This window comes from Azospirillum sp. UENF 211521, assembly GCF_058780535.1.
Genome location: NZ_JBSNCF010000001.1, coordinates 2991526 through 3010555, shown reverse-complemented (window position 1 = coordinate 3010555; position 19030 = coordinate 2991526). Strand labels below are relative to the sequence as shown.

Sequence of the window (19030 nt, the reverse complement as noted above, 5' to 3'; positions counted from 1 at the left end):
GACTCCTTGGAAGGCGCGGGACGTCCCTTAACGCCTCACTTCCAGATCGGGGTCCCGCTGCCCGGAAGACCGTAGGACGCCCATTTGCGCGACACCTCGTCGACCACGCCCTGGTCCATGCGGATCTTCTGGCCCCATTCGCGCTTCGTCTCCGGCGGCCACTTGTTGGTGGCGTCCAGCCCGACCTTGCCGCCCAGGCCCGACTCGGGGCTGGCGAAGTCCAGATAGTCGATGGGGGTGCCTTCGATCACCGTGATGTCGCGGGCCGGGTCCATGCGGGTGCTCATCGCCCACATCACGTCCTTCCAGTTCCGCGCGTCGATGTCGTCGTCCACGACGATCACCCATTTCGTGTACATGAACTGGCGCAGGAAGGACCAGACGCCCATCATCACCCGCTTGGCGTGGCCGGGATAGGCCTTCTTCATGCTGACCACGGCGATCCGGTAGGAGCAGCCCTCGGGCGGCAGCCAGAAATCCACGATCTCCGGGAACTGCTGGGTCAGCAGGGGGATGAAGACCTCGTTCAGCGCCTCCCCCAGCACCGACGGCTCGTCGGGCGGGCGGCCGGTGAAGGTGGAGAGGTAGATCGGGTTGCGCCGCATGGTCATCGCCGTGACGGTGAAGACCGGGAAGGGCTCGACCGAGTTGTAATAGCCGGTGTGGTCGCCGTAGGGCCCCTCGTCGGCGTATTCGTCCAGGCTGACATGGCCTTCCAGGATGATCTCGGCCTGGGCGGGCACCTTCAGCGGCACCGTCTTGCAGTCCACCAGCTCGACCTTCTTGCCGCGCAGCAGCCCGGCGAACTGGTATTCCGACAGCGTGTCCGGCACCGGCGTGACGGCGGCCAGGATGGTGCCGGGATCGGCGCCGAGGACCACCGCGCAGGGCAGCGGCTCGCGCTTTCCGCTGGCCTGCCAGCGGTGATGGTGCTGCGCGCCGCCGCGGTGCTTCAGCCAGCGCATGATCGTCTTGTTCTTCCCCAGCACCTGCATCCGGTAGATGCCGAGGTTGAAGTCGTCCTCGCGCTTACCCGTAGGCCCCTTGGTGACGACCAGCGGCCAAGTGATGAGGGGGGCCGGCTCGCCCGGCCAGCAGCTCTGCACCGGCAGGCGGCCGAGGTCGATCTGGTCGCCGGTCAGCACCACCTCCTGGCAGGGGGCGGAGCCGACCGTCTTCGGCTTCATCGACAGCACGGTCTTGGCGAGCGGGATCAGCTCCATCGCCTCGCGGAAGCCGCCCGGCGGCTCCGGCTGCTTCAGGAAGGCCAGCGTCTCGCCGACGCCGCGCAGCTCGTGCGGCTCACGGTCCATGCCCCAGGCGACGCGCTCCACCGTGCCGAACAGGTTGACCAGCACCGGCATTTCCGAGCGGGTGCCGTCGGCCTTGATGACGTTCTCGAACAGCACCGCCGGGCCGCCTTCGGCGAGCAGGCGGGTCTGGATCTCGGTCATCTCCAGCGCCGTGGACACCGGCTCCCGGACCACCACCAGCCGCCCGGCCTTCTCCAGCCGGTCGATGAAGTCGCGCAACGAGGTGTAGGGCATGGTCGAGGGTCCGTTCGGATGCGATGGGGGCGGATCGGGAGAGGGCGCCTAGCATCGGCCTGGAGGGCGCCGCGTCAAGGGGGGAGGTGCCGCCTCACGCGGGTTCCTTCACACGGCGCAGGGCGCGGCGGACGATGCGGCGGGTGGCGTCCGGGTCGGGGCTGTCCGTTTCCCAGCGGGCGCACAGCGCCTGCACCCAGCCGGGCTGGCTCTTGGCCGCGTCGTTCAGCCAGTTGGCGACCGAATCCTGGACGTAGCGCGCGTCGTCCGCCCGCAGCGGGTCGAGCACCGGCAACCCGCGCGCCGGGTCGGTCTTCAGCGCGCCGATGTGGGCGCACCAGACGCCGCGCGGGCGGGTGGCCTCGCTGGCGAAGCGGCGCAGCCGCTCCGACGGTTCGGCGGTCCACGGCGTGAGGAGGGCCAGCGCCTCGTCGATGGCGGCGGCGATGTGGGGGCGCAGGGCCAGCCACGCCCATTCGCGCACGCCGAAATGCGGGTCGTCGGCGAGCGGGCGGACGCGCTCCAGCCGCTCCGCCAGAGTCAGGCCGGGGGCCGCCGCCAGCGCGTAGCAGGCCCAGCCGCGCACCGTGTCGGAGGGGTGGGTGGCCAGCCGCTCCACGGCCCCGATGCCCAGGCACTCGACGGCCGCGCTCCCCGCCGCCGCCATGCGGCGGGTCACGCCCTCCTTCGGGTTGAAGGACACGGCGCCCGCCGCCTCCGGCACGGCGGCGGTGAGCAGGGCGGCGAAGTCGATGGCCAGCGACTCGGCCAGCGTGGCGGTCTCGCGCCGGCCGGCGTTCAGGTCGGCGAGCACCTCCGGCGGGATGTCGGCCATCCGGGTTGCGCCCTTGCGCGGCGCGGTCGCGGTGACGGTCATGCGTCAGGCCTCCGGCAGCAGCCGCCAGATCACCGTTTCGCGCATCTCGCGGTCCTCCAACTCCAGGGAGGTCGGAACGCTGTACTGCGCGACCCGCTCGATTCCGCTGAGCGGGACATAGGCGCGGCCCGGATCGCCCAGCAGGACCAGCGTGCCGGTTGCGGCGATTGCGCGCAGCCAAGCGGTCACCCGGTCGGCCATCGGCTTCTCGTAGCAGACGTCGCCGGCCAGAACGACGTCGATGCCGGGCAGGGGGCAGTCCACCAGATCGGCGCTGACCGCCTTCACGTCGACCCCGTTGGACTCGGCGTTCAGGGCGATGGCGGACAGGGCGAAGCGGTCGATGTCGCAGGACTGCACGCGGGCCGCCCCGGCCATCTTCGCGGCGATGCCGACCAGTCCGGTGCCGGCGGCGAAATCCAGCACCGACTTGCCCGCCACCAGCTCCGGCCGGTCGAGGACGAGCCGCGCCACCGCCTGACCGCCCGGCCAAGCAAAGGCCCAATAGGGCGGCGGTACATTGGACTCTTTCAAAGAATCCTCGGTAGCTTCCCACAGCGGCGTGATTTCCGTCGCCAGATGCAGGGCGATCTCAGGCAGCAAAGGAGTCCGTGTTACGACCGTGTTGGAACGGATGAAGTCGATTTGAGAAAAGTTGTTCATAACTGGACTCCCGGCGGGGGCTGCGCGGGCGTGGATGATCTATCCACAACCGGTTTTGGTTACATAATTCAAACGGAGTAGACACACCTGCTGTCCCGTGTTACCCGTTCGAAAGGAGAAAAACAAAGGGCATGGGGCTGATATGAGGTCGAAAGGGATTGCACTCTGCGCATCGTTCGCGGCGTTCATCGCTCTCAGCCCGTTCACCATATCCAAAGCCCAGGCCCAGGACGGCGATTGCGTCCGCACGCTGCGTTCCATATCGGATTTCGAGATCCGGGGCGATGCCTGGACGTGGTGGAGCACCGCCGCCGAGCAATATGAGCGCGACAAGCGCCCGGCGCTCGGCTCCGTCCTCGTCTTCAAGCGGTCGCAGCGGCTCGGCCGCGGCCACGTCTCCCTGGTCAGCCACATCATCGACCGCCGCACCATCGAGGTCGATCACTCCTGGCTCGACGGCCGCGGCCTGCGCCGCAACATGCGCGTGGTCGACGTGTCGCCGCGCAACGACTGGACGGCCGTCCGCGTCTGGCACGAGCCGTCGGACCAGCTCGGCCTGCGTGTCTACACGACCTACGGCTTTATCCTGCCGGAGGGCGAGGAGGCGGAAATCCGTCAGGCCGACTCCCGCGGCGCCGGCATCGGCAGCACCTTCGCCGTCGCCCCGCAGGGCCGCGCCGCGCCCAAGCCCGCCGCCGGGCCGCGCCTGATGGAAGCCTCCCTCAAGGGCCGCGCTGTCGCCGTTCCGGGCCGCAAGCCGCAGGTTCTGACCGCGTCGCTCTCCCTCTCCGGCAAGGGCACGGCCGCCAAGATGGCTCAGCCGGTGGTGACCGCCGTGCTGCCGGCCCGCAAGCCGACCCAGCCGGCCGCGCAGAAGGGCGTCGAGATGGTGGCCTCCATCGACGGCATCCGCGCGGTCCTGCCGCCGCGCAAGCCGGGCTCCGTCGACAGCACCGTCGCCGAACTGACGCGCTGAAACCTCCCCCCAAGTCTCCTGCCGCCTAGAGTTTCCCGGCCAGGAAGGCCGCCAGCACCAGCCAGCCGAACCAGCGGTTCGACTTGAACTTCGTCAGGCAATCCGTCTGATCGTCGGGGTTCCAGGTCGCCACCTGCCAGGACAGCTGCAGCGCGGCCAGCGAGAGCAGCGGCAGGAACAGCCCGCCCAGCCCGGCCAGACGCCCGGCGATGCCGATCCCCACGAAAGTCAGCGTGTAGAAGCCGTAGATCCAGATCTTGCTCTGGTCGCCCAGCCGCAGGGCGGTGGACTTCACGCCGATTCGCGCGTCGTCCTCCTTGTCCTGGTGGGCGTAGATGGTGTCGTAGCCGAGCGTCCAGACGATCCCCGCGGCGTACAGCGCCAGCGCCGGCCATTCCAACTCGCCGCGCACCGCCGTCCAGCCCATCAGGGCGCCCCAGTTGAAGGTCAGCCCCAGGAAGGCCTGCGGCCACCAGGTGATGCGCTTCATCAGCGGGTAGGTGAAGACCAGCACCAGCGACAGCACGCCCAGCCCGATGGTGAGAAGGTTGAACTGCACCAGCACCGCCAGCCCGATCAGGAGCTGGACGGCGAGGAAGGCCAGTGCCTGCTTCACCGACACCTGCCCGGAGGGGATCGGCCGGGTCCGCGTGCGCTCCACCATCGCGTCGAAGTCGCGGTCGAGGATGTCGTTCACCGTGCAGCCGGCCCCGCGCATGACCACGGCGCCGACCGCGAACAGGGCCATCAGCCAGAGGTCGGGCAGCGGTCCGGCACCGGCCAGCGCGATGCTCCACCAGCCGGGAAACAGCAAAAGCCAAGTGCCGATGGGCCGGTCCAGCCGCGCCAGCCGCAGATAGGGACGGACCGCCGCCGGGGCGAAGCGGTCGATCCAGTCGCCGCGCCGGATGTCGGTGAACTCGCCGGGAGCGGGGGAGGCGGGGCTGGTCATGGCGGACTCGGGAAAAGAAGTGGAGGAAGCCGGGGGCAAGGTAGCGGCGGGGGTGGGTCCCCGCAAGGCTGGGCCGTTTCCGCCCCGGAGCGTTATCGCTATAGTCGGCGCCGCACACCGGAGACCTCGCGCCATGGCAAACCAACCGAAGACCCGCCTCTATGTGGACAGCCCCCTCGGCGAGGGGCAGGCGGTGGGGCTCGACCCCGAGCGGGCGCATTTCCTGCGTCATGTCCTGCGCCTCGACAAGGGCGACGTCGTGGCCGTCTTCAACGGGCGCGACGGCGAATGGCTGGCCGCCATCGACGGTTTCGGGAAGGGCTGGTGCTCGCTCACCGTGACGGTGCAGCGGCGTCTTCAGGCGGCCGGGCCGGACCTCTGGCTGCTGTTCGCCCCGATCAAGCGCGGACGCATCGATTTCGTGGCGGAGAAGGCCAGCGAACTGGGCGTGTCGCGCCTGTGGCCGGTCTTCACCCGCCGCACCGACCCCAACCGCGTCAACACCGACCGGCTGCGCGCCAACGCCATCGAGGCCGCCGAGCAGTCGGAGCGGCTGACCGTGCCGGAGATGGCCGACCCGCTGCCGCTGGACAAGGCGCTGGCCGGCTGGCCGGTGGAACGTACGCTGTACCTGTGCGCCGAAGCCGGGAACGTACGCCCCATCGCGGAGGCCGTCCGCGACCGCCCGCGCGGCCCCGCCGCCTTCCTGATCGGGCCGGAGGGCGGCTTTGCGCAGTCCGAACTTGACGAAATTTGCAAACTCCCCTTTGTTGTTCCCGTTGGCCTGGGGCCCCGCATTCTCCGGGCCGACACGGCGGTGGTCGCGGCGCTCGCCTGCTGGCAGGCCCTTGCGGGGGACTGGACGGCGGATGGCGGCGACACCCGACCGCCCTTCCGCGCGCCGGCCGACCCCACCGTCGGGGAGTAAGGGCCGCTCGACGCGCCGCTGTTCCGAGGCGGGCCGTTTGAACTCGTTGGCCAATTCAGACTTTTTGAAAGCGGGAGCTTCCATGTCCGCACCTCCGCAGACGCGTGGTGAACCGATCACCGACCGCCGCCAACTGGCGGCCTATCTGGAATCCGGCAACAAGCCCGCCGACCAGTGGCGCATCGGGACCGAACACGAGAAATTCGCCTACCGCGTCTCCGACCACCGGCCGCTGCCCTACGAGGGGCCGGACGGGATCGGCGAACTGCTGACCCGCCTGCAGCGTTTCGGCTGGGACCCGGTGGAGGAGAAGGGCAACCTGATCGCCCTGACCCAGGGCATGGCGAACATCACGCTGGAGCCGGGCGGGCAGGTGGAACTGTCCGGCGCGCCGCTGGAGACCCTGCATCAGACCTGCGCCGAGGTGCACCGCCACCTCGATCAGGTGAAGGAGATCGGGGGCGAACTGGGCATCGCCATGATGGGCCTCGGCTTCCAGCCGAAATGGCGGCGCGACGAGATCCCCTGGATGCCCAAGGGCCGCTACAAGATCATGGGCGACTACATGCCCAAGCGCGGCACTCTCGGCCTGGACATGATGATGCGCACCTGCACCGTGCAGGTGAACCTGGACTTCGCGTCGGAAGCCGACATGGTGAAGAAGTTCCGGGTCAGCCTGGCGCTTCAGCCCATCGCCACGGCGCTGTTCGCCAACTCGCCTTTCACCGAAGGCAAGCCGAACGGCTTCCAGAGCTTCCGCAGCCACATCTGGACCGACACCGACCCCGACCGCACCGGCGATCTGCCTTTCGTGTTCGAGGACGGATTCGGGTTCGAGCGGTACGTGGACTATCTGCTCGACGTGCCGATGTACTTCGTCTACCGCGACGGCACGTACATCGACGCCTCCGGCCAGTCCTTCCGCGACTTCATGCAGGGCCGCCTGCCGGCGCTGCCGGGCGAGGTCCCGCTGATCACCGACTGGGCCGACCACATGACCACCTCCTTCCCCGAGGTGCGTCTGAAGAAATATCTGGAGATGCGCGGCGCCGACGGCGGCCCGTGGCGCCGCCTGTGCGCCCTGCCGGCCCTGTGGGTCGGACTGCTCTATGACAGCCAAGCGCTGGACGCCGCCTGGGACCTCGTGAAGGGCTGGACGACGGAGGAGCGTGCCCATCTGCGCGCCGAGGTGCCGCGCCACGCCCTGCGCACCCCCTTCCGCGGCCGCACGGTGCGGGAGGTCGCGCTTGAGGTTCTGGAGATCGCCCGCGGCGGTCTGGCCCGCCGCGCCCGCAACGACAACTGGGGCGACGACGAGGCGCATTTCCTGAACACGCTGCTCGACATCGCCGAATCCGGCCAGACCCCGGCCGACGAGCTTCTGGCGAAGTTCAACGGCCCCTGGGGCGGCAGCGTGGATCCGGTGTTCAAAGAGTACGCCTACTGAGGCCGATGGGGTGGAGGCCGGAACGTGTTGGTTCACGCCCGGCTTCCACGACGCTGTCAAGAAAGCCGCTTGGCGGTTTCCTCGGCCGCGTCTCTTACTTCTTTGTCGCCTCTTTGATTTTTTCCAGGACGACGTTCACGCCGGCCTTGATGGCCGCCTCGAGCACGGGCGAACCGGCGTTGTTCAGCTCGTCGCCATGCGACCATTCGCGGTCGAGCTCCATCTGACGGAGGAACTCCGAGGAAAGCTGGTTGCTGAGCTGCTGGTTGGTGGACTTGCTGTCGCCCTGGGTCTTCGAGGTCGATTGATTGAGCTTGTCCGACATGGCTGATCCTTCTCCCGTCGTTGCACGATGTTCGTTCCGGGATGGGAAACGCACGCGCCACGATGCTTCTGGATCGGCCGGTCGGCGTTTATCGCACCCCTTGAACACCCGAAGGACGTTGCTCAGAGAGCCGGTGTGAAGGGGAAGGGCGGTCGGGTGGGGCCCGGCCAGGACGGCAGCGGGCCCCGTGCGTTCCGCAATCTCAGGAGCGCCAAGCGATCAGCCGCCGTGCCGCCTCGGCGATGGTTGCCTCCGAACCGGCGAAGCTGAAGCGCACGAAGCGGTGGCCGCGCGCCGGGTCGAAGTCGACGCCGGGGGTGCAGGCGATGCCGGTCTCCGCCAGGATGCGCTTGCAGAAGGCCTCGCTGTCGTCGGTCATCTCCGTCACGTCGGCGTAGATGTAGAAGGCGCCGTCGGCCGGAGCCAGCTTGTCGAAGCCGGCCTTCGGCAGCTCCCTCAGCAGAAGCTCGCGGTTGCGGGCGTAGCGGGCGACGTGGCCGTCCAGCTCTTCCGTGCAGCTGAAGGCGGCGACCGCGGCGGCCTGCGACAGGCTGGGGGCCGAGATGAATAGGTTCTGGGCGAGGCATTCGACCGAGCGGATCAGGTCGTCCGGAACGATCATCCAGCCGAGTCGCCAGCCGGTCATCGAGAAGTATTTGGAGAAGCTGTTCACCACCAGCGCGCTCTCGCTTACCTCGGCGGCGGTGACGGCCTCCGGCCCGTAGGTCAGGCCGTGGTAGATCTCGTCGGAGACAAGGCGCACGCCCTTGGCGTCGCACCAGGCGGCAAGCGCGGTCAGCTCCTCGCGGCTCAGCATCGTGCCGGTCGGGTTGGCCGGGCTGGCGACGATCAACCCCTGGATGGGCGGGTCGAGCTGTTCCAGAAGCTCGATGGTCGGCTGGAAGCGGTGCTCCGGCCCGGTCGGCAGTTCCACCGGCTCGACCCCAATGGCGGTCAGCGTGTGGCGGTAGGCCGGGTAGCTGGGCGAGGCCATGGCCACCCGGTCGCCCGGATCGAAGGCCGCCAGGAAGCCGAGCTGGAAGGCGCCCGAGGAGCCGGTGGTGACCACCACGCGCCGCTCCGGCACCTCGATCCCGTAGCGGTCGCGGTACCAGCCGGCGATGGCCGCGCGCAGCGCCGGGATGCCCAGCGCCCCGGTGTAGCCCAGCACGTCGGCGTCGAGCATGCGGTGGGCAGCCTCCAGCACGCCCTTCGGCGCGCCGGTCGAGGGCTGCCCGACCTCCATGTGCAGGACCTCCAGGCCGGCGGCTTCGCGCTCGGCGGCGGCGCGCATCACTTCCATGACGAAGAAGGGCGGGATGGCGCCCCGTTTGGAGACTTTGGGTGCTTTGTTCATGATTCCAGACTTTTGAACATCAACGCTCGGTTTCGACCAGGATGCCCAGGGCGTGGGCGCGCGGGTCGGCGGCGATCTGGCATTCCTTCCAGCCACTCTCCATCGAGGTCTGGCAGGTGACGAAGGTGGCCCGGCCCGGCCCGGTCGCGGCGCGGCTGACGCGGATGGCGGCGCCCGGCTCCTTGTCGAGCGCGGCGGGCAGAGCAGCGGTCAGCAGAGCGGCGGACGCGGCGGCGGGGCCATCGTTGCCGGCGGCACTGGCCGCCCCGGCGAATTGGGTGCGGCCGACGATGGCGTTGGTGAGCAGGCCGGGCGCCCCGAAGCCGGCACCGTCCACCCCGCGGGCGGCGAGCAGGCCGGTGCCCGGCACCATGCGGCCGTTGCCGAAGGGCGCCCCCATGGTGAAGGAGCAGGCGACCCCGTTTTCCTCATGGTCGATCACCACGAGGCCGGCGCCGGGTGCTGAGGCGCCGCTGCCGGTGGCGCCCAGCGCCTGGGCGACGCGGGCGGCGCGCTGGTCTGAGGGCAGGTTGGCGGCGGCGTTCCAGGCGGCGGTCAGGGCGTTGCCGTTGTTGGTCTCGGGCAACTGGGCGAAATGCATCGACACGATGCCCAGCGGGATCGCCGCGGTGCCGGTCCAGCGCGGCTGGAAGCCGCGGACCGCGGCGGGATCGATGGCGGCGGTCTGCGCCACCGCACCGCCCAGCGGCCCGCCGTACATCGCGGCGATGCCGCTGCGCCGCACCTGCGACAGGGTGGCGGCCAGCTCCGGCTGGCTCAGCGCCGCGCCCTCGGCCAGCGGCGCGCCGGTCGGCAGGAAGACCCGGCGGGCCTCCGGGTCGGCGGACAGGCGGGACGCGGAGTCGGCGAGGTCGCGCGCCAGAGCCCGGCTGACCGGGGTCGAGCGGGCGAGCTGCTCCGCCGGGACCACCGCCTGCTCCCAGCGCATCGCCCCGGTGGAGGCCTGGAGCGCGTAGACGCCGCGCAGGAAGCCGGGCAGGGCGCCGGCGCCGGCGCCGGCGGGCCGGGGCAGGAAGTCGAGCGTGCGGGTTTCCTTCTTCGCCGCGTCGAACACCACGCAGACGCCGCCGCCGGTCATTCCGACGCGCGAGGGCAGGGTGACGGCCATCGCCATCGCCATGGCGGTGGCGGCGTCGCCGGCCTTGCCACCCAGGGCGATGATGTCGCGCCCGATCTCCGCCGCGCGTGGCTCGTCGGCCGCGACGAAGCTCTGGGCCGGGGCGCCCGTGCGGTATTTCGTGTTGACGCATCCCCCGACCAGCGATGCGGCTATGGCAATCGTGCCCAACCCTTGCCAGATTCGGCGGGTGGAATGGGGCGCCCGGACCGGCATCTTGACCGGCTGCCCGGTGCCCCGGTGTGCGGAGGAAGTAACGGTGCGCAAGCCCAGCAGGCTGGTTTCGGTCATCGCCATGTTTGCCGTGATGGTTCTGTCGTGGTCGCCGCCCGCGGGCGCGCAGCGGCGCCAGGAGATGCAATTCCTGAGCGACGCCGAGACGGAACATATCATCCGCGACATGGCGCGGCCAATCTTCCAGGCCGCCGGCATCGATCCGGACGCCGTGAACATCGTTCTGGTCAACGACAACACGATGAACGCCTTCGTCGCCGGCGGGCAGAACATCTTCCTGCACACCGGCCTGCTGCTGGGGCTGGAGGACGCCGGGCAGCTCATCGGGGTGATCGCCCACGAGACCGGCCACATCGCCGGCGGCCATCTGGTCCGCGGGTCGGAGGCGATGGAGAACGCCTTCCTGTCCTCGCTGATCGGCATGGGCATCGGCATCGTCGGCGGCATCGCCGCGGGCAACGCCGGGGCCGGTGCGGCGGGCGTCATGCTGGGCCAGCATCTGGCGGAGCGCAACTTCCTGTCCTTCTCGCGCAGCCAGGAGTCCTCGGCCGACCAGGCGGGCCTGTCCTACATGGAGCAGTCCGGCATCTCGGCGGAGGGGCTGGTCACTTTCCTGGAGAAGCTGGGCGCCGCCGACGACCCGCTGCTGGTCGACCGCGACGCCGGCTACCGCCGCACCCACCCGCTGACCCGCGAGCGCATCGAGACGGTGCGCAATTTCGTGGAGCGGTCGCGCGTGGGCAGGAAGCCGGTGCCGGCGCAATGGAACGAGGAGTTCCACCGCATCCAGGCCAAGCTCTACGCCTATCTCGACCCCAACGGGGCGCTGCGCCGCTACAAGGCGGACGATCCGTCCTTCGTGGCGCGCTACGGCCGGGCTTATGCTTATTTCCGGCGCGGCGAGATCCGGCAGGCCCTGCCGCTGGTCGACGGTCTGATCGCGCAGGAACCGAAGAACGCCTTCCTCTACGAGATGAAGGGCGACCTGATGCTGCAGAATGGGCGGGCGGTGGACGCCGCCGCCCCCTACCGCAAGGCGATCGAGCTGGAGCCGGACGCCGGCAGCATCCGCGTCTCGCTGGCCCACTCCCTGATGGAACAGAACGACAGCCGGCTGGCCGACGAGGCGTTGCGCAACCTTCAGTTGGCGTCCAAGACGCAGGCCCAGTCCGCCTTTCTGTGGCGGCTGACGGCCCAGGCCTGGAGCATGAAGGGCAACGCCGGCATGGTCGCCTACGCCACCGCCGAGGAGGCCTTCGCCCGCGGCGACAAGCCGATGGCCCGCTTCCAGGCGGAGCGGGCGGAGAAGCTGCTGCCCGCCGGCTCTCCCGGCTGGCTGCGTGCCCAGGACATCCGCGGGCAGGCGGGCGGCAAGTGAGTTTCCTCCCTTCGGGTGGCGCACAGCCGTCTTGCCTGACCCCGCCATCCCGGTTCACAGTATCGCCCCGATTCGCGCCGTTTTGGCTCCCCACGAGAGAGTTCGACATGACCCGCTTCCGCCCCGCCGCCCTGGCGCTCGCCGCCGCGCTGGCCCTTCCGACGGGGCTGCTGGCCCCCGCCCTCCAGGCGCAGAGCCCGATGGACGACGCCCAGCGCAAGGCCGTCGAGGAGGTCGTGCGCGACTACATCCTGAAGAACCCGGAGATCATCCTGGAGGCTGTAGACTCGCTCCAGAAGCGCCAGAAGATGGCCGAGGAGCAGAAGGCCAAGACGGCGCTGGCCGAAAACAAGGCGGCGCTGTTCCAGAATCCCGCCGATCCGGTCGCCGGCAACCCGAAGGGCGACGTGACGGTGGTCGAGTTCTTCGACTACCAGTGCGGCTACTGCAAGGCCGTGCAGGCCGACACCGAGCGCCTGATCAAGGACGACGGCAAGCTGCGCTTCGTCTTCAAGGAGTTCCCGATCCTCAGCCCGGCCTCGCTGACCGCGGCCAAAGCGGCCCTGGCGTCGCGCGGGCAGGGCAAGTATCTGGAATTCCACAACGCCCTGATGGCTCATCGCGGCCAGCTCGACGACGACGTGATCCAGCGGCTGGCCAAGTCGGTCGGGCTGGACACCGACAAGCTGAAGAAGGATATGAACAGCCCCGAGGTGCTGAAGGTCATCGCCGCCAACCAGGCGCTGGCCGAGGAGCTGGGCATCCGCGGCACCCCGGCCTTCGTCATCGGCGACGAGCTGGTCCCCGGCGCCATCAAGCTGGACCAGATGAAGGACCTCGTCGCCGCGGCCCGCAAGGGCTGAGGCCGGGACGGGAATTGACGATGACCAAGCCGACCACCGTCGTCTTCGACATTGGGCAGGTGCTCATCGAATGGGACCCGCGGCATCTCTACCGCGAACTGTTCGACGGGTACGAGGACCTGATGGAGGACTTCCTCGACACCGTCTGCACCCCTGCCTGGAACCTGGAGCAGGACCGTGGCCGCCCGTGGGACGAGGCGGTCGCCACGCTGGCCGCCGAGTTCCCCGACTGCCGGGAATTGATCCGCGCCTACCACGAGCGGTGGGAGGAGATGGTGCCCGGCCCCATGGCCGGGACGCCGGAGATCCTGATGGAGCTGAAGCAGCGCGGGACGCCGCTCTACTCCATCACCAACTTCTCGTCGGAGAAGCTGGCGCTGACCCGCAAGCGCTTCGATTTCCTGAACGTCTTCGACGGGATCATCGTGTCCGGCGACGAGAGGCTGGTGAAGCCGGAGCCGGCGATCTTCCAGCTCCTGCTCGACCGCTACGGCTTGGCGGCGGCGGACTGCTGTTTCATCGACGATAGCCCCGCCAACGTCGAGGCCGCCCGCGCCCTCGGCATGACGGCGCACCGTTTTTCCGGCGCCGCCGGCCTGCGCGCCGAACTGGAGGAACTGGGGCTTCTGTAGCCCCAGCCTTCCTTACGCCGCGTCGCCCGGATAGCGGATGGCGACGACCTCGATCTGCTCAAGCCCGGCGGGGGTGCGCAGGTCGACCACGTCGCCCTCCTGTGCCTTCAGCAGGGCGCGGGCAATGGGCGAAATCCAGCTCACACGGGCGCGGTCCATGTCCACCTCGTCGGCGCCGACGATGGTGATGGTGTTCTCCGTCCCGTCCTCCCGCGCGTAGGTGACGGCGGCGCCGAAGAAGACGCGGTCGCGGTTCTTCTGAAGGGTGGGGTCGACCACCTCCGCCGATTCCAGGCGCTTGGTCAGGAAACGGATGCGCCGGTCGATCTCGCGCAGGCGCTTTTTCCCGTAGATGTAGTCGCCGTTTTCCGAGCGGTCGCCGTTGCCGGCCGCCCAGGACACCACCTCGACCACCTTCGGGCGCTCGACGCGCAGCAGCGAGCGCAGTTCCTCCTGCATGCGCTGGAAGCCTTCGGGCGTCATGTAGTTCTTCACGCCCTTGGGCAAGGGTTTGGGATCGTCGGCCTCGTCGTCGTCGCCGGCGGAGTCGTTCTCCCGGGTGAAGGCCTTGCTCATGGTCGGGACCCTTCGCGGTTCTCAGGAAAAGGAAAAGGCGCCGCGAGGCGCCTTTTCCAGTCTTTACGGCGATGAAGCGCGCGCTTAGCGGTTCCACCAGCCCCGGCGCGGCTTGGCCTCCGGAGCGGGGGGCGCGCTGGCCGGCTCTTCGGCCGGGGCGGTGGTCGCCTCGCTGACCGCCGGAGCGGGCGCGGCCTCGGCGGGAGCGTCCGCCGCGGTCTTGCGCTTGCGCGCCGGGCGCTTCTTCGGCTCCTCGGCGACCGAGGCCGCAACCGGGGCCGGAGCGGGCGCGGCCTCGGCGGGAGCGTCCGCTGCGGCCTTGCGCTTGCGCGCCGGACGCTTCTTCGGCTCCTCGGCGACCGGAGCCGCAACCGGGGCCGGAGCGGGCGCCGCCTCGGCGGCCACGGACTTCGCCTTGCGGCTGCGCGACGGCTTGGCCGGCGGCGGAGCGGCTTCCTCCGGAGCGGCAACCTTCGCGGCGGCCTTGGCGCCCTTCGCGGCACGCTTCGGCTTGGCGGGGGCCGCGTCCGGCTTTGCCGTCACCGCTTCGGCGGCCTCGGCGGCGGTCGCCTTGGCGCGGCCACGGCGCGGCTTGCGGGCCGGAGCCTCCTCGGCCACCGGGGTGGCGTCCTCGGCGGTGTCCACCGTGGTTTCCGGAGCGTCTTCGGCGACCTTCTCCTCGGCCACCGCGCTGGTCAGGACCCAGTCGAACTCGACCGGCTCCATGTCCGCCGGCAGTTCCGGCGGGTTGACGGCGCGGCCGGCCTCGACGGCGGTCGGGAAGGACTCGGCGTCCGCCTCGCCCTCGGTGTCGTCGGAGGGCATGCCCTCGCCGGCCTCCAGGCCCTCGCGCTGGCGGGACCGCCGGCGACCACCGCGCTTGCCGCGGCGGCGCTTCTTGCGCTCTCCGTTGCCCTCGCCATCGCCGTTCGGCTCGAACGCGTCGGCACCGTCGTCCGCCTCGGAGGCGGCCAGATCGGCGTCCTCGTCCTCGTCATCCTCGATGTGGGCGGGGCCGACATCGACGTCGCTGATGACGAACTCCGGAGCCTCGATCTGGGCGCGCTCGATCGCCTCCTCGTCGACCGCCGTCTCGTCGGCGTCGGCAGCATCGGCCTCGGCGTCACCCTCGTCGCCTTCGGACGCTTCGGCGGCGCCGAACGGCGCGCGGCCGTCCTCGCGGTCACGCCCGCGGCCACGGCGGCGGCGGCGGCGGCGGCGGCGGTCGCCCTCGCTCTCCCCGGCGGCGTCGGCGCGCTCCGTCACCTCGGCCCCGGCGACCTCGGCGGCCTCGACGACGGGCGCCTCCTCCTCGGCCTCCTCGGCCTCGGCGGCCAGGATGCGGTCGGTCTCGGCCAGGACGCGCTCGGCGCTGACCAGGGGCACGTCGTCCTCCGGCGTGCGGGCCTTCACGCGCTCAAGCCGCAGGTCCGGCGCGATCAGCGTGTCGTCGGCCTGGACCATGACGCGGAACCGGTAGCGGTCCTCGATCTTGGTCAGCTCGCCGCGCTTCTGGTTGAGGATGTAGAGCGCGATGCGGGTCGGCACGAAGACGGTGATCTCCGACGACCGCTTGCGGATGCCCTCCTCCTCGATGGCGCGCAGAACGTGCAGCGAGGCGGACTCCACCGAGCGGATGACGCCGGTGCCGGAGCAGTGCGGGCAGCGCTCGAAGTTGGTCTCCAGCAGCGACGGGCGCAGGCGCTGGCGCGACAGCTCCAGCAGGCCGAAGGCGGAGATGCGGCCGAGCTGGATGCGCGCCCGGTCGTTCTTCATCGCCTCCTTCAGGCGGCGCTCCACCGCGGCGTTGTTGCGGGGCTCCTCCATGTCGATGAAATCGATCACGATGAGGCCCGCGAGGTCGCGCAGGCGGAGCTGGCGCGCCACCTCGTCGGCGGCTTCGAGGTTGGTCTTGTAGGCCGTTTCCTCGATGTTGCGCTCGCGCGTCGACTTGCCCGAGTTGACGTCGATGGAAACCAGCGCCTCGGTCGGGTTGATGACGATGTAGCCGCCGGAGCGGAGCTGCACGACCGGGCTGTGGATCGCGTCGATCTGCGTTTCCACCTGATAGCGGTGGAACAGCGGGATCGTGTCGTCCTGGTACTGCATGACGCGCTTGCTGTGGCTCGGCATCATCATGCGCATGAAGTCGCGCGCGGTGTTGAAGCCGGCGCTGCCCTCCACCCAGATCTCGTCGATGTCGTCGGTGTAGAGATCGCGGATCGAGCGCTTGATGAGGTTCGCCTCCTCATAGATGAGGCAGGGCGCGGAGGACTTCAGCGTCTGGACGCGGATGTCGTCCCACAGGCGCAGCAGATATTCGAGGTCGCGCTTGATTTCCTGCTTGGAGCGCTCGAGCCCCGCGGTGCGCAGGATGACCGCCATGCCTTCCGGAATGTCGAGATCGGACAGGATCTCCTTCAGGCGCTTGCGGTCGGCGGGATTGGTGATCTTGCGGGAAATCCCGCCGCCGCGTCCCGTGTTGGGCATCAGCACGCAGTAGCGGCCCGGCAGCGACAGGTAGGTGGTCAGCGCCGCGCCCTTGTTGCCGCGCTCCTCCTTGGTCACCTGGACCAGCATGACCTGCCGGCGCTTGATGACTTCCTGGATCTTGTAGCTGCGCAGCGGGCGGGCGCGGCGGCGGTGGGCCTCCTCGACCTCGTCCCCGCCGATGACGTCCGGGCTCTCGGCCGGAGCGGCGCCTTCCGGAGCCTCGTCCGAATCCGCGGCCTCGTCCGAACCGCCATCCGAACCGGCGTCGGTGGCGAAGGCCGGGATGTCGCCCTCGAACCCGTCGCCCTCGGCCTCCGCGTAGGAGCCGGGCATCGGGGAGTTTTCCTCGACCACCACATCCGGGCGGATCGGCTCGGCCATCACCGCGCCGTCGGCGGCGGCCTCGGCGCGGGCCTCGGCCTGCTCCTCAAGCCGGCGCTCCTCGGCCAGCAGGGCCTCACGGTCGGCGATCGGGATGCGGTAATAGTCGGGGTGGATTTCCGAGAAGGCGAGGAAGCCGTGGCGGTTCCCGCCATATTCCACGAAGGCCGCCTGGAGCGAGGGCTCGACCCGGGTCACCTTGGCAAGGTAGATGTTGCCCTTGAGTTGCTTCCGGGAGGCGATCTCGAAGTCGAGGTCTTCGAGTTCTGTTTCCATTGACCACGGCGACCCGGGTTTCCTCCGGGTGCGTGGCGTCCACCAGCATGCGCTTGGCCATACAAGATCCCCATGACGCCCCAGGCCGCCCGCGCGACGGACAAGCCGCCAGGGCGCGTCATCGTTGTGAGCGAAGCCTGCGGAACCGGCCCCTAACCCGTCGAACGGCGCTGACGAAGCAGCCAGGACGGGTCGGGCTTCGGCCTCCGGGTTACGGCCTTGCGGCCGGCACCAGCTTCGAGGTTTCGTCCCAATCCACCGGCAACCCATAAGCGTCACGCCCCGGACCGCGCCCGATGATGTAAATTTCGGCCGTGGGGGTCCGCGGGCGACGCCCACAGCCACTCCAAAGAGAAACCTCTCGGAAAAGTGGGCTGGTGGGTCGCGGTATGTCGCAGAGCTACCATAGACAAGCACGAAACCATGCACAACGTGGAATTCGGCGAAAGTTGCGGTCCACCGCATCCGGTTCGGCGGCATTCCGCCGGGATGGGGGCGAAGCAGGGCACTGTTGCATGAACGGCACCCTCGCCGACAATTCCGCCACGCCCCCGGAAACCACCGTTGAGCGCCTTGATTTCGCTGCGCTATAGCTGACCGCTGGCTGCCGGCTTGTGATTTTGGGCCGGTTTGTGGTTTCTGGTGGAACGGATGCCCCGATTGCTCGCGATTGTCGCTGCGCTGGGCGCCCTTCTGGGGGCGGTCGCCCTGCCGTGCGCTCCGGCGCAGGCCCAGACCACCGCGGCGCTGCCCTTTCCGCCGCCGGTGCAGGAGCGGGTGTCCGTTCTGAACGCGCGGCTCGGCCTGCATCCCGACAAGACGCGGCTGGTTCTGGAACTCACCAACTCGGTGCCCTTCACCGTGTCGGTGCACGGCTCGCCCTACCGCGTCGTCGTCGATCTGCCGGACGTGAGCTGGCCGGGCGGCAACACGGTGATGGCGGGCAAGGGCGTGGTCGCCCGCTACCGCTTCGAGGGGCGCGACGGCGGCGCCTCCCGCCTCGTGGTGGAGACCGACGGCCCGGCGCGCGTGGTCGAGTCCTACCTCATCCCGTCGCGCGACGGCTTCAAGCCGCGCTTCGTCCTCGACATCGCCCGCACCACCCCGGCGCAGTTCGCCGCCTCCGCCCCGGTCGCCGCGACCACCAGCACCGCGTCGGTGAGCCGCGAGGCGGCGCGCCCGCCGGCGAAGCGGGACCCCATCGTGCCGGTCGCCGCGGCCCTGCCGCCGCCGGTCCCGCCGCGGGCGGCGCCGGTGCCGGAAAAGCCGATGGTCGTGGTCGATCCCGGCCATGGCGGCGTCGATCCCGGCGCGGTCGGGGTCGGCGGGGTCTACGAGAAGGACATCACGCTGGCGATGGCGCGGGAGCTGAAGCGCCAGCTGGAGGGCAGCGGCCGCTACCGGGTGCGGCTGACCCGCGACAAGGACGTGTTCATCCGCCTGCGCGACCGCGTCGCCATCGCGCGGGAGGCCAACGCCGACCTGTTCCTGTCGCTGCACGCCGACAGCATCGGCTCCGCCAACATGCGCGGCCTGTCCATCTACACCCTGTCCGATCGGGCGTCCGACCGCGAGGCGGAGATGCTGGCCGCCAAGGAGAACCGGGCCGACGCGCTGGCCGGCATGGACCTGTCGTCCGAGAACGATCTGGTGGCCTCGATCCTGATCGACCTCGCCCAGCGCGACACGATGAACCACTCCAAGCGCTTCGCCAACATGGCGCTGGAGCATCTCGGCCGCGAGGTCAAGCTGATCCCCAACAAGCCGCACCGTCAGGCCGGCTTCGCCGTGCTGACCGCGCCGGACATGCCGTCCGCGCTGGTCGAGATGGGCTATCTGTCGAGCCCGCAGGACGTCAGCCTGCTGAGCAAGTCGGCCCACCGCGAGAAGCTGGGCCGCGGCATGGTCCGCACCATCGACGCCTACTTCAAATGGCTGACCGGAGCGCAGAAGAGCTGAGGCCCGCAGAGCGAAGAGATGCCGCGCC

The 19030-nt window shown here is 69.8% G+C and carries 15 protein-coding genes and 1 pseudogene; 7 read left to right on the top strand and 9 right to left on the bottom strand.

What is annotated here, in order from left to right; genetic code table 11:
• Window positions 1–35: 35 nt before the first annotated feature.
• The 3 genes from ACWPN5_RS14140 to ACWPN5_RS14130 form a co-directional block, all read right to left on the bottom strand.
• Window positions 36–1547 carry a UbiD family decarboxylase gene (locus tag ACWPN5_RS14140; RefSeq protein WP_114859023.1) on the bottom strand — a complete coding sequence of 504 codons (1512 nt, stop codon included), beginning with the start codon at window positions 1545–1547 and terminating at the stop codon, window positions 36–38.
• A gap of 94 nt (window positions 1548–1641) precedes the next feature.
• Complete coding sequence (locus ACWPN5_RS14135; protein ID WP_492295920.1) at window positions 1642–2424, bottom strand: DNA alkylation repair protein; 783 nt, start codon at window positions 2422–2424, stop codon at window positions 1642–1644.
• A gap of 3 nt (window positions 2425–2427) precedes the next feature.
• The gene (locus ACWPN5_RS14130; RefSeq protein WP_492295918.1) at window positions 2428–3087 is read right to left on the bottom strand and encodes a class I SAM-dependent methyltransferase; all 660 of its coding nucleotides are present in this window, start codon (window positions 3085–3087) and stop codon (window positions 2428–2430) included.
• Between the two features lie 142 nt (window positions 3088–3229).
• Between ACWPN5_RS14130 and ACWPN5_RS14125 the strand changes: the two genes are divergently transcribed.
• On the top strand, window positions 3230–4063 hold the full coding sequence (locus ACWPN5_RS14125; RefSeq protein WP_492295916.1) for a CHAP domain-containing protein: 834 nt from the start codon (window positions 3230–3232) through the stop codon (window positions 4061–4063).
• 25 nt (window positions 4064–4088) lie between these two features.
• Here ACWPN5_RS14125 and ubiA read toward each other — a convergent pair whose 3' ends face one another.
• The gene (gene ubiA, locus ACWPN5_RS14120; protein ID WP_492295914.1) at window positions 4089–5015 is read right to left on the bottom strand and encodes a 4-hydroxybenzoate octaprenyltransferase; all 927 of its coding nucleotides are present in this window, start codon (window positions 5013–5015) and stop codon (window positions 4089–4091) included.
• A 133-nt stretch (window positions 5016–5148) separates the two neighbouring features.
• On the opposite strand from ubiA, the gene ACWPN5_RS14115 reads away from it, so the two are divergent.
• Together ACWPN5_RS14115 and ACWPN5_RS14110 are read left to right on the top strand one after the other, a co-directional pair.
• On the top strand, window positions 5149–5943 hold the full coding sequence (locus tag ACWPN5_RS14115; RefSeq protein WP_145681574.1) for a 16S rRNA (uracil(1498)-N(3))-methyltransferase: 795 nt from the start codon (window positions 5149–5151) through the stop codon (window positions 5941–5943).
• Window positions 5944–6025: 82 nt separating this feature from the next.
• Window positions 6026–7390, top strand: coding sequence for a glutamate--cysteine ligase (locus ACWPN5_RS14110; RefSeq protein WP_492295912.1), 1365 nt, complete (start codon window positions 6026–6028; stop codon window positions 7388–7390).
• Between the two features lie 94 nt (window positions 7391–7484).
• Here the strand turns inward: ACWPN5_RS14110 and ACWPN5_RS14105 are convergent, their stop codons facing one another.
• The 3 genes from ACWPN5_RS14105 to ACWPN5_RS14095 form a co-directional block, all read right to left on the bottom strand.
• Entirely contained in the window at window positions 7485–7715 is a 231-nt protein-coding gene (locus tag ACWPN5_RS14105) for a hypothetical protein (RefSeq protein ID WP_145681576.1), read from the bottom strand.
• A 202-nt stretch (window positions 7716–7917) separates the two neighbouring features.
• Window positions 7918–9072, bottom strand: a complete 1155-nt coding sequence (locus ACWPN5_RS14100; RefSeq protein WP_492295910.1) for a pyridoxal phosphate-dependent aminotransferase — start codon at window positions 9070–9072, stop codon at window positions 7918–7920.
• Between the two features lie 19 nt (window positions 9073–9091).
• Complete coding sequence (locus ACWPN5_RS14095; protein WP_492295908.1) at window positions 9092–10501, bottom strand: gamma-glutamyltransferase; 1410 nt, start codon at window positions 10499–10501, stop codon at window positions 9092–9094.
• Here ACWPN5_RS14095 and ACWPN5_RS14090 point away from each other — a divergent pair.
• The 3 genes from ACWPN5_RS14090 (at window position 10470) to ACWPN5_RS14080 (ending at window position 13317) form a co-directional block, all read left to right on the top strand.
• A complete protein-coding gene (locus ACWPN5_RS14090) occupies window positions 10470–11822 on the top strand; it encodes a M48 family metalloprotease (protein WP_247883079.1) in 1353 nt (450 codons plus the stop codon). The two genes, ACWPN5_RS14095 and ACWPN5_RS14090, sit on opposite strands and share 32 nt — an antisense overlap.
• Window positions 11823–11929: 107 nt before the next feature.
• Window positions 11930–12685, top strand: coding sequence for a DsbA family protein (locus ACWPN5_RS14085; protein WP_137139051.1), 756 nt, complete (start codon window positions 11930–11932; stop codon window positions 12683–12685).
• Between the two features lie 20 nt (window positions 12686–12705).
• Window positions 12706–13317, top strand: a complete 612-nt coding sequence (locus ACWPN5_RS14080) for an HAD family hydrolase (RefSeq protein ID WP_492295905.1) — start codon at window positions 12706–12708, stop codon at window positions 13315–13317.
• 12 nt (window positions 13318–13329) lie between these two features.
• On the opposite strand, the gene greB is transcribed toward ACWPN5_RS14080, so the two are convergent.
• Together greB and ACWPN5_RS14070 are read right to left on the bottom strand one after the other, a co-directional pair.
• Entirely contained in the window at window positions 13330–13893 is a 564-nt protein-coding gene (gene greB / locus ACWPN5_RS14075) for a transcription elongation factor GreB (protein ID WP_145681579.1), read from the bottom strand.
• Window positions 13894–13977: 84 nt separating this feature from the next.
• A pseudogene (locus tag ACWPN5_RS14070) lies at window positions 13978–17104 on the bottom strand (Rne/Rng family ribonuclease).
• Between the two features lie 599 nt (window positions 17105–17703).
• Between ACWPN5_RS14070 and ACWPN5_RS14065 the strand changes: the two are divergent.
• Window positions 17704–19002 (top strand): N-acetylmuramoyl-L-alanine amidase, encoded by a 1299-nt coding sequence (locus ACWPN5_RS14065; RefSeq protein ID WP_492295902.1) that lies wholly within the window; start codon window positions 17704–17706, stop codon window positions 19000–19002.
• Window positions 19003–19030: the final 28 nt, after the last annotated feature.

Excerpts from the sequence above, each read along its gene's own strand:
- ACWPN5_RS14140 (WP_114859023.1), bottom strand. The coding sequence starts at position 1,547 with ATGCCCTACACCTCGTTGCGCGACTTCATCGACCGGCTGGAGAAGGCC.
- ACWPN5_RS14135 (WP_492295920.1), bottom strand. The coding sequence starts at position 2,424 with ATGACCGTCACCGCGACCGCGCCGCGCAAGGGCGCAACCCGGATGGCC.
- ACWPN5_RS14130 (WP_492295918.1), bottom strand. The coding sequence starts at position 3,087 with ATGAACAACTTTTCTCAAATCGACTTCATCCGTTCCAACACGGTCGTA.
- ACWPN5_RS14125 (WP_492295916.1), top strand. The coding sequence starts at position 3,230 with ATGAGGTCGAAAGGGATTGCACTCTGCGCATCGTTCGCGGCGTTCATC.
- ubiA (WP_492295914.1), bottom strand. The coding sequence starts at position 5,015 with ATGACCAGCCCCGCCTCCCCCGCTCCCGGCGAGTTCACCGACATCCGG.
- ACWPN5_RS14115 (WP_145681574.1), top strand. The coding sequence starts at position 5,149 with ATGGCAAACCAACCGAAGACCCGCCTCTATGTGGACAGCCCCCTCGGC.
- ACWPN5_RS14110 (WP_492295912.1), top strand. The coding sequence starts at position 6,026 with ATGTCCGCACCTCCGCAGACGCGTGGTGAACCGATCACCGACCGCCGC.
- ACWPN5_RS14105 (WP_145681576.1), bottom strand. The coding sequence starts at position 7,715 with ATGTCGGACAAGCTCAATCAATCGACCTCGAAGACCCAGGGCGACAGC.
- ACWPN5_RS14100 (WP_492295910.1), bottom strand. The coding sequence starts at position 9,072 with ATGAACAAAGCACCCAAAGTCTCCAAACGGGGCGCCATCCCGCCCTTC.
- ACWPN5_RS14095 (WP_492295908.1), bottom strand. The coding sequence starts at position 10,501 with ATGACCGAAACCAGCCTGCTGGGCTTGCGCACCGTTACTTCCTCCGCA.
- ACWPN5_RS14085 (WP_137139051.1), top strand. The coding sequence starts at position 11,930 with ATGACCCGCTTCCGCCCCGCCGCCCTGGCGCTCGCCGCCGCGCTGGCC.
- ACWPN5_RS14080 (WP_492295905.1), top strand. The coding sequence starts at position 12,706 with ATGACCAAGCCGACCACCGTCGTCTTCGACATTGGGCAGGTGCTCATC.
- greB (WP_145681579.1), bottom strand. The coding sequence starts at position 13,893 with ATGAGCAAGGCCTTCACCCGGGAGAACGACTCCGCCGGCGACGACGAC.